Annotated in this window: 9 protein-coding genes, 14 tRNA genes and 2 rRNA genes; 5 read left to right on the forward strand and 20 right to left on the reverse strand. The window is 35.5% G+C overall.

The annotated features are described in order from the left end of the window. Positions 1–184: 184 nt before the first annotated feature. The gene (locus GMD78_RS18580; protein WP_155671077.1) at positions 185–1,153 is read right to left on the reverse strand and encodes a tRNA dihydrouridine synthase; all 969 of its coding nucleotides are present in this window, start codon (positions 1,151–1,153) and stop codon (positions 185–187) included. 685 nt (positions 1,154–1,838) lie between these two features. Continuing rightward, positions 1,839–2,456, reverse strand: coding sequence for a hypothetical protein (locus tag GMD78_RS18590; protein WP_155671081.1), 618 nt, complete (start codon positions 2,454–2,456; stop codon positions 1,839–1,841). Positions 2,457–3,449: 993 nt separating this feature from the next. Between GMD78_RS18590 and GMD78_RS18595 the strand changes: the two genes are divergently transcribed. From GMD78_RS18595 to GMD78_RS18615, 5 genes are all read left to right on the forward strand, one after another. After that, positions 3,450–4,016, forward strand: coding sequence for an SdpA family antimicrobial peptide system protein (locus GMD78_RS18595; protein ID WP_155671083.1), 567 nt, complete (start codon positions 3,450–3,452; stop codon positions 4,014–4,016). After that, complete coding sequence (locus GMD78_RS18600) at positions 4,001–4,957, forward strand: sporulation-delaying protein SdpB family protein (protein WP_155671085.1); 957 nt, start codon at positions 4,001–4,003, stop codon at positions 4,955–4,957. The genes GMD78_RS18595 and GMD78_RS18600 overlap by 16 nt, the downstream gene beginning before the upstream one ends. An 82-nt stretch (positions 4,958–5,039) precedes the next feature. Continuing rightward, complete coding sequence (locus GMD78_RS18605) at positions 5,040–5,669, forward strand: sporulation delaying protein family toxin (RefSeq protein WP_196493868.1); 630 nt, start codon at positions 5,040–5,042, stop codon at positions 5,667–5,669. Positions 5,670–5,806: 137 nt separating this feature from the next. Continuing rightward, positions 5,807–6,301: a DUF1648 domain-containing protein gene (locus tag GMD78_RS18610; RefSeq protein WP_155671089.1), complete on the forward strand. Its 495-nt coding sequence runs from the start codon at positions 5,807–5,809 to the stop codon at positions 6,299–6,301. A gap of 136 nt (positions 6,302–6,437) precedes the next feature. Beyond that, positions 6,438–6,815, forward strand: a complete 378-nt coding sequence (locus tag GMD78_RS18615; protein WP_155671091.1) for a thiol-disulfide oxidoreductase DCC family protein — start codon at positions 6,438–6,440, stop codon at positions 6,813–6,815. Positions 6,816–7,058: 243 nt separating this feature from the next. On the opposite strand, the gene GMD78_RS18620 is transcribed toward GMD78_RS18615, so the two are convergent. The 18 genes from GMD78_RS18620 to GMD78_RS18705 form a co-directional block, all read right to left on the reverse strand. After that, positions 7,059–7,445 (reverse strand): DUF3887 domain-containing protein, encoded by a 387-nt coding sequence (locus GMD78_RS18620; protein WP_155671093.1) that lies wholly within the window; start codon positions 7,443–7,445, stop codon positions 7,059–7,061. After that, positions 7,445–8,128 (reverse strand): YhfC family glutamic-type intramembrane protease, encoded by a 684-nt coding sequence (locus GMD78_RS18625; RefSeq protein ID WP_343042435.1) that lies wholly within the window; start codon positions 8,126–8,128, stop codon positions 7,445–7,447. Before GMD78_RS18625 ends, GMD78_RS18620 begins: the two co-directional genes overlap by 1 nt. Positions 8,129–9,153: 1,025 nt before the next feature. Continuing rightward, positions 9,154–9,237: transfer RNA gene (locus GMD78_RS18630), tRNA-Leu, on the reverse strand. A gap of 6 nt (positions 9,238–9,243) precedes the next feature. Next, a tRNA-Cys gene (locus GMD78_RS18635) sits at positions 9,244–9,317 on the reverse strand. Positions 9,318–9,325: 8 nt separating this feature from the next. Further along, positions 9,326–9,400 (reverse strand) — tRNA-Gly (locus GMD78_RS18640). A gap of 3 nt (positions 9,401–9,403) precedes the next feature. After that, a tRNA-Gln gene (locus GMD78_RS18645) sits at positions 9,404–9,478 on the reverse strand. Between the two features lie 12 nt (positions 9,479–9,490). Next, positions 9,491–9,567, reverse strand: a tRNA-His gene (locus GMD78_RS18650). Between the two features lie 12 nt (positions 9,568–9,579). Then, a tRNA-Trp gene (locus GMD78_RS18655) sits at positions 9,580–9,653 on the reverse strand. A gap of 34 nt (positions 9,654–9,687) precedes the next feature. Further along, positions 9,688–9,772, reverse strand: a tRNA-Tyr gene (locus GMD78_RS18660). A 16-nt stretch (positions 9,773–9,788) separates the two neighbouring features. Continuing rightward, positions 9,789–9,864 (reverse strand) — tRNA-Phe (locus GMD78_RS18665). Between the two features lie 22 nt (positions 9,865–9,886). Next, positions 9,887–9,963 (reverse strand) — tRNA-Asp (locus GMD78_RS18670). An 82-nt stretch (positions 9,964–10,045) separates the two neighbouring features. Further along, positions 10,046–10,122: transfer RNA gene (locus GMD78_RS18675), tRNA-Met, on the reverse strand. Between the two features lie 26 nt (positions 10,123–10,148). Next, a tRNA-Val gene (locus tag GMD78_RS18680) sits at positions 10,149–10,224 on the reverse strand. Positions 10,225–10,230: 6 nt separating this feature from the next. Further along, positions 10,231–10,305: transfer RNA gene (locus tag GMD78_RS18685), tRNA-Glu, on the reverse strand. A gap of 17 nt (positions 10,306–10,322) precedes the next feature. Then, positions 10,323–10,414: transfer RNA gene (locus GMD78_RS18690), tRNA-Ser, on the reverse strand. 3 nt (positions 10,415–10,417) lie between these two features. Next, positions 10,418–10,492: transfer RNA gene (locus GMD78_RS18695), tRNA-Asn, on the reverse strand. Between the two features lie 12 nt (positions 10,493–10,504). After that, a 5S ribosomal RNA gene (gene rrf / locus GMD78_RS18700) occupies positions 10,505–10,620 on the reverse strand. Between the two features lie 149 nt (positions 10,621–10,769). Beyond that, positions 10,770–10,894: ribosomal RNA gene (locus GMD78_RS18705) — 23S ribosomal RNA — on the reverse strand; the annotation flags it as partial.

A 10,894-nucleotide genomic window follows, 5' to 3' on the forward strand; every position in this document is an offset into this window, starting at 1 on the left:
CTGAGATATTATTGTCACTTCTTCATTTGATGTACAATAGTAAAAACCCAAACCATATGAGGTTTGGGTTTTTACTAATCATAGATATTAAGAATAACGGCAATTTAACAATAAGATAAAAGGCTATAGAATTAGACTCTTCCTAATATATTTCACATCGGAAGAACTAGTTTTGGGGGAATACTCATTTCAACGTTCTTTCATCAAAATTATCAAGCAATGCACGCACTTCATCTGTTGACTCTGTTGTCATCAATTGATTTCTTAATTCACTTGCTCCGCGAAACCCTTTGATATAAATCTTAAAAAAGCGACGAAGCGGTATGAAGGGACGTGAATCTAATTTTGAATATTTATCATGTAGATCAAGATGCAGCCTTAAGAGATCAATTAAATCCTTACTGGTATGTTCTTTAGGTTCTTTTTCAAAGGCAAATGGATTTTTAAAAATTCCACGCCCAATCATAACCCCATCAACTCCATACTTGCGAACGAGATCCATACCAATTTGACGGTTAGGAATATCTCCATTGATTGTCAAAAGTGTATCTGGTGCCACCTGGTCACGAAGTTCCTTAATCTCTGGAATTAATTCCCAATGAGCATCTACATTACTCATTTCCTTTTTTGTACGCAGATGAATAGAAAGATTCACGATGTCTTGTTTTAAGATGTGTGTAAGCCAGTCGCGCCATTCATCTACATGCGTGTAACCAAGCCTTGTCTTCACACTTACCGGCAATCCTCCTGCTTTTGCTGCTTGTATTAATTCTGCTGCAACTTCTGGACGACGGATCAGACCGCATCCCTTCCCTTTAGGTGCCACATTAGGTGCAGGACAGCCCATATTTATATCCACACCACGAAACCCTTCTTTCGCCATTCCAATACTCATTTGCCGAAAATATTCAGGTTTATCTCCCCATATATGGGCCACCATTGGTTGTTCATCTTCTGTAAAAGTCAAACGCCCACGCACACTATCTTGTCCCTCTGGATGACAATAGCTTTCCGTGTTTGCAAACTCTGTAAAAAACACATCGGGTCTTGCAGCTTCACTCACTACATGGCGAAAAACAACATTCGTCACATCTTCCATTGGTGCTAGTATAAAAAACGGTCGTGGTAAATCACGCCAAAAATTGTCTGTCATTTTTAAATTCAAATCCTTTCATTATGAGACACCGGGGCAAACCCTGATATGCTCCCAAAAATAAAAGCAAATATATCTCTGCTTCCTTTTACACTTATACCACGGATAAGCATTTTTAATCAAACTACAGTAAATTTCGATAATTTTACACTTTACATCTTGAGGCAGACCCCAATGAAAAAAACCAATAATCATTGAATTTTCAATGGTTACTGGTTTTACAGAATCCCGTTCCTTCATTAGTTCTGCATCCAAATCCTTGGCACAAATCTTCTTAAATGTTTGGGTCATAAATATACTAACAAGTTTTGCAATACCTGTCATTCCTTTAAGCTCACCATGTAAAATAACCTCTGTTGAGTCACCTAAATCTTTAATGGAATATGTATAATAATGTTCTCCTTTTCCACTTGCCCCTTTAGAACCATCTACAAAAAGTTAGATTTTATCTTATTCAACCAAATACATATAGACTTCATAGATATTTCACATTAACAATGAATCTTCTTCAAATTGTAACTAGTATCCTCTATATAACAAGTTTACATTTCTTTGATAAACGTGTCTAATATCCATTATAGAATAAAAAACACCTAAAAACATTTTGTTACCAATGTCTTTAGGTGTTTTAAATTGTGGTTGGAGCTATATTGTATTATTCGAATAAGTTCAAGCTGTCTTCTACTTACTCGCTAGCTGATTCTTCTTCAAATTTCTCTGCAGCAATAGGGTTTGTATTAGAGGACATTAGCGAGATAGTGTAAGCATCATCAACACCAAGATCTGTTACAACGACTTGGTCAGAATCGCTATAAGCTTCATCCATCTCTGCGAAAGAACCACCTAAGCTTTTATCCTCGAATAAGTTGCTATTCGTTTTTTCCGTTACGTTAAATTCGAAAACTAAATGGTACTCTTTATTGACTAAAGCCTCTTTATCGATTCCTTCTAGAGAAAAGGCTATCTCCTGCGCTTCATCTACCGTAACTTCATACTCGATTAATTGACTTTTACCTTCTTCGTCTTTCAAAACAGCACGATAAATCACGGTATCATTCGGTAAGTTAGCTTCATAGGAAACGTTCAGCACGTTATTTTCTGCATCATAAACCTTTACTTCAAACGCTAATTCTAGTTGTTCTCTTTCAACAGATTCCTCTTCATTCGTTTGTTTATCTTCTACCTGTTCAGCACCTTCACTGCCAGAAGTAGTGTTATCATCATTGCTGCTTCCACATGCCGTTAAAACAAATGCTAGAACAATGAAAAAGGCAAATTTTAAAATGTTTCTAATGTTTCTCATGATGAATACATCCTCTCTTCGTTGTATTAGTTATTATGTAATGCACAAGTTACTTTATCCGAAATATAGTAACTCCAATCACAGCACAACTAATGAATTCATATAGAATCCGTAGCCATTAGCTACCTCAAAAATGTGCAGCTTTTTCATTGTAATATAATTTTACAAATTTTACTAGGATAGCGAATTGAGGCATATCTTTTTATTATTTCAATAAGTTCAAAAATAATGAGTAGAGAAATCCGTAAGTTCCACTCATATAATTTTACACTCCCTCACATAGTAAGGACTCCTCAAAAGTTCCGCTACGTCCAATTCTTAAAGACTCACCATTAAGACGTTGGCTAGACACTTGCGATAATTCGTAATTAAGTTCGATTGTCCATCTACTGTATTTATCAGAATTTGTTATTGATGGTGGGTTAACTGCACAGTAATTATGTAATAGACAGTGAAGGTTCCTTCTTATTCATAAAGCAACCTACTCTTATTACTTTTTCGTGTAATGGAATAACTTTTAATGGATTATGGTAAGAGTTAATTTAAACTGAAATGGTCTGTTCTAATAAATGTAATCATATCTAGTCTTTTAGGTATACCTTGGGACAAGGGACCTCCCCTACCCTCGTCCTGCAAACCAACGGAGACATCAAAGACCAACCGGTTCCAATGAACTATTCCACTCTATACTCAGTGGAACTCCCATTTACCTTCTCTGAAACAGGTTAACTACCTGTGATAGAAGAATCTGACCCTTTGGCCTTAGAATCTACTAATTGAATAATAGAATAAATATTAATGAATAAATTCGAACAATTGACGAACAATACGGAAAAATGTCATTATTATGAACACTTTCCGCATAATGTGTCGAAATTCAATGAATATAGTATCTTATCATTCTTTTGTCCTGTGACTTTCCCAATACAAAGTATAAAAAAACTTATGTATTATTATGTTGTAGTAATAATACATTGAAGGAGATTCGAATTTATGAAAGAGAGAAAGGAAAAACAAAAGTATCTAAAGTATGGAATTGTTTTTTTACTTGCAGTGCTCTTTTGGTCTTATATTTTTATTGCATCCATACATAGAGTTCTACCTCATAATCCTATTACCTCTTTGCCTCTAGCAGAAGAACTAAATATTGAAACTTGGTTGCCACAGGGATGGGGGTTTTTTAGTAAAGACCCTAGAGAACCCTCTTTTCAAATAATAAGTGTCGAGGATAGTGAGGAAGTAGTCTATTGGCCAAATAACAGAGTCAAAAATTATTTCGGTTTAAAAAGATTAGGACGAAGTCAAGGGATTGAAGCAGGGTTAATCAGTTCTAAGTTATCTCAAGACAGTTTAGTAGACTGCGAAGATGACCCTCGTACTTGTCTAGAAAACTTTAAGGAAAGTATTGAAGTAGAAAATCCTACTCCACTCCCGACTTTATGTGGAGATCTAGGGATTGTATATCAAGAACCAGTTCCATGGGCTTGGTCGAAGAATAGTAAAGAAATAACAATGCCTTCACAGGTAGTTAGGGTGAATGTGGAATGTTCGGAAACTTAGGTAAAGGAATCTATAATTATACGTTAACATTTAACCCATGGACTAATGTATATGGTTTTTCAAGGTCTTTACTAGCACTTGCTACTGCACTTACATTAGTATTTAATGATATAAATTTACTATTTAAACCATCTGCAGGCAGAGAGTATTTTCCTCTCTGTAATAATAATATTAGCTTTTTCTGTATTGGACCAAATGATTATTTTACGTTATCTGTATTAAAATGGATTGCTATTATCTGTCTTTTAGTCGTTGCCTCAGGTTGGAGACCTAAATTTACTGGAATCATCCATTGGTGGATTTCCTATAGTATGAACATTTCGGCAACTACTATTGACGGTGGAGAACAGGTTGCTGCTGTAATTACTTTCTTACTAATTCCAATCACCTTGACTGATCGCAGAAAATGGCATTGGCAAAGTATGGAAAAAGAGGATACTGCGAATTCTGATAAATTGATATATAGCAAAATCATAGCTTTAGTTTCTTATAATGCTATCAGGGTACAGGTGGCTATCATCTACTTTCATGCCACGGTTGCTAAACTATTTGAAGAGACGTGGTTAAACGGAACCGCCGTTTACTATTACTTAAATGACCCAATGTTAGGTTTAAATCCTTTTTTATTAACATTTATCAATCCAATATTAAGCTCCCCACTAGTTGTAGTAGCTACTTGGGGAACTCTAATACTTCAAACATTACTTTTTACAGCACTATTTTCATCTAAAAAGTACTGGAGATCCTTTTTAATAATAGCACTATTATTACACGAAGTAATAGCCGTTATGTTTGGATTAATTAGTTTTTCTCTAGTAATGATTGGAGCTCTAGTTTTATACCTACGCCCATTGGAAGATAAGTTTAGATTTTATCAATTATTGGAGGTGAAAGTTAGGAGAAAATTTAAAGGATTTACTCTAAATCTTGAAAAGGGATGAGTTAGTTAGTTTAAAGCGTGGGTATTGACTAGTAAAAAAACATCCAATTTTTATTAAAAAAATTAATGAGAGGTAGATGAAATTGTTTAAAAAGAAAAGTATTACTGTACTATTGATTTTAGTAGTAATGATGGGAAGTTTTTCATCCAATGTATTGGCTACTAGTGTAACAAATACAAAAGATTTTAATGGCGAAACTATTTATCGAGGTGTTGTGTTTGGTCAGGGGCCAGTAGCAGAGTTATTCCCAAATGTATTTCCTAAAGAACTTGTAGAGAGTGCAAATAATGAAAAGTCTAAAGAAGTAATAGATATTCTAATTAAGGATATTTATGAATTGGACCCACAATACTTTGATGAATTGGAGAAAGCAGTTTACAGTGGAAACCATATAAATATTAATTCTTCGCTTGAAAAAGGTGGAGAGCTATTAACTAAAGCAATTGAAAACAATCAATACCAAATTAAAAATATTGAGCATAATGATGATGGTCAAGGACTGTTCTATGTTGCAGTATTAGGTGCAGTGATTACAACGGTAGGAGGATATAGTCATGCTCTTGTCGCTACCGGTGCATTTGGTATAACCCTTTATGCAGCAATTTATGCTGAAACAACATGGTGGGGTCCTGATTCTACGACAACACCTAAGGATGTTACGTTGAAAAAAGAAATGCTAGTAAATCAACTAGCAGAGGAATTTTCAAAATAAAAATTACGAAGCTATCAAACTATAATTTTGTAGTTTGATAGTTTCTGTTTTAAAACTTAAAGATTTTGATAATAAATTGTAAAGTCTAGTTTATAGATATTGCTATTGTTTATAATTAAATAGTAGGAGTGATATGCTTGATTAAGCACCCAAAAATTCCTGTACCAAAAACACTAACTGAAAAAATACATGACATTTCTGCTGTAGTAATTATATTAGGAATGATTATAACTACCTTCATTTATTGGAGAGAACTACCACAACAAATAGCTATTCACTTTACCCAAGAATCGCCAGATCAATTTGGAGGTAAATGGGTACTTTTGTTAAATATCGCGATAGCCATAATTATATACACATTGACTAGGATACTTGCTAGGTTTCCACATTTATTAAACTACCCTGGTCATGTTACTGAGGAGAATGCAGTTAAATTTTATAAAAATGGAAAGTTACTAATCAGTTGGATAAATATAGAAATCGTATTGATATTCGCCTTAATTCATTGGAAAACAATTCAAATAAGCTTGAGCGAAAATAGCTTTCTTGATTCGTTTAATTTATTAATTGGTTTTGTGGGTATTATACTCACAATGTTTATCTTTTTAATTCGAATTATGCTTATTAAGTGAGTCATTAGCAAAGAAAGAATTTCGGATACTTTACTGAATACTAGCTGACTTACTACATTAATATTTTGGGTCTTTAGTTTATACGCATTTTAGAATTATATTAAAATGAGGTCAATCATATAAAGGATGATATTAGATGAACGTATTAATTTTCGATGGCGAATGTAATATGTGTAGTGCTTTTGTTCGATTTGTTATTAAAAATAATAAAAATAGGGATTTCAGAATTACAGATTTTAATAGTGATTGGTATTACACACATTCTGAATTACTACCAAATGTTGATAGTATGATTTTAATTATAAATGAAAGAAAGATATATACTTACTCAGATGCATTTATCCATGTATTAACAAATATAAACAAAAAGTTTTATCCAGTACTTACTTTAAAAATCTTACCTAGGATAATAAGAGATAATGTTTATAAGCTAATAGCAAAATATAGAAAACGTATTGTAAGAAAGAAGACATGTGACATACCAACTAGGAGTCAACAAGAATATTTTCTATAAGTTTATGAGGAAATGATTTTCAGTGGCTCCGAACCCTCCCCATGCTTCCCTAAATTATTAGTAAAAAAGTGCTTTCCGAGTGGAAAGCACCAATAATTTTGAAAATGCCTAATATAAAATTGAAATAAAGGGGATAAAGCTAACTATAATGAAACTTCCTCTTCATTTTGTTAAAGATGGAAGAGTAATTCATAATGGAGAGGTCTATATAGGAAACAATCCCCCCACTCATCATGAGTAAACTTATTTAACGAATAATCCTGCTATTTCTTCATTATCACTAAATGATATAGTGAACACACGATTTTGATTAGTGTACTTTGCAACAACAACAGTGACAAAATAACCGTCTTTTTCCTCTACAGATGATTGATCAATTTCCACAAAGTCACCAGATTCCTCAAGCAGAGGAGTGAATGTGTTCATATTTTCCAGTGTTAAACTTTGTTTCATTTCATCATTAAACTTGGCATATACTTCTTCATAATTATTTTCATTTAATAACGATATAACTTTTTCTGCTTGTTCGATATACTTTTCAGTAGTAGAATCAGAATTCTCCTCACCACTGCATGCAACAAGCATGAGCATCAATGCAACAATAAAAATTGGTAATAAAATTTTCTTCATTATAATATTTTCCTCCTTTTTAGTATAAAGCTATAACTAATAACAACTAACGCAGTTACTGCTAATGAAACTTCTGAAGCAATAATCACATGGTTTGTAGACTCGAATAGTAGTGGAAAGATCCCTACTAATGTATCAATGAATCCATGAATGCAAATGGCTAGTGCAACATAAAGAAATTTCTTTTGTGTGACACCTTGTAACACGATAATTGATAATCCAATATGTAGTATTAGTGCAAAAAAGCGTTCGGTGCCACCAATAAAGTAATCTATATTGTAAGCATTAGATACGGGGGAAAACATCATAACTAATGAACTAATACCTAAAAACATAACTGCCTCAATACCACCATGCCCTGCACCAAATAAAAAGCCAGCCTTCCAATCCTTTTGCTTCATAAAAAAGTTCATCATGATATAACGTGCCAACTCTTCAACTATCCCTGCTGATAAACCAATTATTACAGTAATTAATGCGGGATGTATTACGCTAAACATTAAATAGGAAGTGCTATGACTCTCCAAGTAATCTAATAGTGGCAGACGAAATAAAGGCTGTGATATAACAAATGCAAAAACACCTAAAAAGAATGGTATGTAGTATTTCTTGGCACAAGAATAAAATAATGCAAAAAGTGGAAGTCCAATACTAATACAGATGGAAAAAATGATACCAAGCACTATGTTTAGTCTCCTTAAAAAGATTAGGCTTTTAAACGCAGATTATAAATAATAAACTAGCGGGATTTAGATCAGGTAGACAATGGATAAGACTACGAAAATACTTGTATTAGCTTCGGTGGAATATGGTATAAATACCTCATTAGCAAATATAAATTTTAAAAAAGCTAAGTTTTGAATAATCACGAAGATCCCTTTCTTTGTTGTATTACATATCTCGTTTATTGACCGTTAAATAAATATATTTACTTTTCTGGGTGTTTAGCAACCAACCTAATAACACAACCAAATCAAAAGACTGATTACTTTCTTTCCCTTCAAATTCTTATGGCTTCTATACTTCCAAGCCACTATCTCCCAAAATATTATTATATATTATTGATTATTATATCAAATTATAATTCACTTACAATAATATTGGTAGGTTGCCCAATAAGAACAATAGTTCGCGACTAATGTACTAGAAAATATATGATTTCAACTTGAAATGTACCGATTTTTTCATTAACCTTCCCAAATTTTTAAGAGCCTACGAACGCAACTGAAATTTCAGAAACAATTAGAGACCTAGAATCATCAGATGAAAAGTTTTATATGATTTGAAAGGAGTTTATAGAAAAACTACCACATGAGGTATATGAACAAACAAGAGCTTTTTACATAATAGATGACTTTTTCAATGTTGCTTTTCAAATTACCCACCCCAATATCAATAAGTCACTTAAAAGATTATTGGATGAATTAATTCTTTTCCTATTACTCTTCTTGGATTACGTCATTCACATCGTAGTATATTGCTATACAAAAAGGCATTTATTCATTATGTAAGTTAACGCTTATCTCTAAGCAACGTTAGATGTCTATACTCATGTATTAAAAGAATTACGAATAGAAGATAGATGATTGTGTCACTTTAATATCAATATTCATCTATCTCAACCCAAAAAAATGCCCATAAACCTACATATACCAAGGTTTATGAGCATTTTTGCTCCAAATAATCTTAACTTAAATTGATCTGCGGATACCGGTGGTCGGGGTCGAACCGACACTCCCGTGAAGGAACGGGATTTTGAGTCCCGCGCGTCTGCCAATTCCGCCACACCGGCATGTATTGGAGGCGGTAACCGGATTTGAACCGGTGATAAAGGTTTTGCAGACCTCTGCCTTACCACTTGGCTATACCGCCACACGCTCTGGAGCGGAAGACGGGATTCGAACCCGCGACCCCCACCTTGGCAAGGTGGTGTTCTACCACTGAACTACTTCCGCGTTTGGCTGGGCTACTAGGATTCGAACCTAGGATACACGGGATCAAAACCCGATGCCTTACCGCTTGGCTATAGCCCAATATATAATTAATGGGGCGACCGGTGGGAATCGAACCCACGAAATGCCGGAGCCACAATCCGGTGCGTTAACCACTTCGCCACGACCGCCATAAATGAAAATGGCAGGGGTAGTAGGAATCGAACCCACATCAAAGGTTTTGGAGACCTTCGTTTTACCATTAAACTATACCCCTACTAGATTATGCATATTAAAATGAAAATGTTAAATGGTGGAGGGGGGCAGATTCGAACTGCCGAACCCTGAGGGAGCGGATTTACAGTCCGCCGCGTTTAGCCACTTCGCTACCCCTCCACTTACTAATAATAAATGGTGGCTCGGGACGGAATCGAACCGCCGACACAAGGATTTTCAGTCCTTTGCTCTACCGACTGAGCTACCGAGCCATAAGGTTTGTTACTATTTAAATGGCGGTCCGGACGGGACTCGAACCCGCGACCTCCTGCGTGACAGGCAGGCATTCTAACCAACTGAACTACCGGACCAAAATTAATTGGTTGCACTTAACAGCACTACTGATTTCCAACTAGCATAGAAGTTGATTCGAAGTAGTTATTTAAAAATTATTGGTTGCGGGGGCAGGATTTGAACCTACGACCTTCGGGTTATGAGCCCGACGAGCTACCAGACTGCTCCACCCCGCGATATGAGAAAAATACTGATTTTTTAATGGTGGAGGATACAGGGCTCGAACCTGTGACCCCTTGCTTGTAAGGCAAGTGCTCTCCCAGCTGAGCTAATCCTCCACATAATGGTGACCCGTACGGGATTCGAACCCGTGTTACCGCCGTGAAAGGGCGGTGTCTTAACCACTTGACCAACGGGCCATTAAAATAAAATCTAATGGCGGAGAGCGAGGGATTCGAACCCTCGAGACCACTGTCGCAGCCTACACGATTTCCAATCGTGCTCCTTCGACCACTCGGACAGCTCTCCAAATGGCTCCACAGGTAGGATTCGAACCTACGACCGATCGGTTAACAGCCGATTGCTCTACCACTGAGCTACTGTGGAATGAATGGAAATGCCTGGCGACGTCCTACTCTCGCAGGGGCAAAGCCCCAACTACCATCGGCGCTGAGAAGCTTAACTTCTGTGTTCGGCATGGGAACAGGTGTGACCTTCTCGCTATCGCTACCAGACATGAATTATAATAACAAGTGATCTCACTTTTTTCAGTGACAAATTCTATTATAATCTTTTTCTGGAAAAAATCAAGTATTTTTTTGTATGTAGCTAGAGTTTGTACCCTAAAAACTAAATAAGAGGTAAACAACGAATCAAAAATGTGTTAGTTAAGTCCTCGATCGATTAGTATCCGTCAGCTCCACGTGTCACCACGCTTCCACCTCGGACCTATCAACCTCATAGTCTCTGAGGGATCTTACTCACTCGAAGTGATGGGAAGTCTCATCT

The sequence above is a fragment of the Ornithinibacillus caprae genome (genome assembly GCF_009728145.1).
GTDB lineage: Bacteria > Bacillota > Bacilli > Bacillales > Amphibacillaceae > Ornithinibacillus > Ornithinibacillus caprae.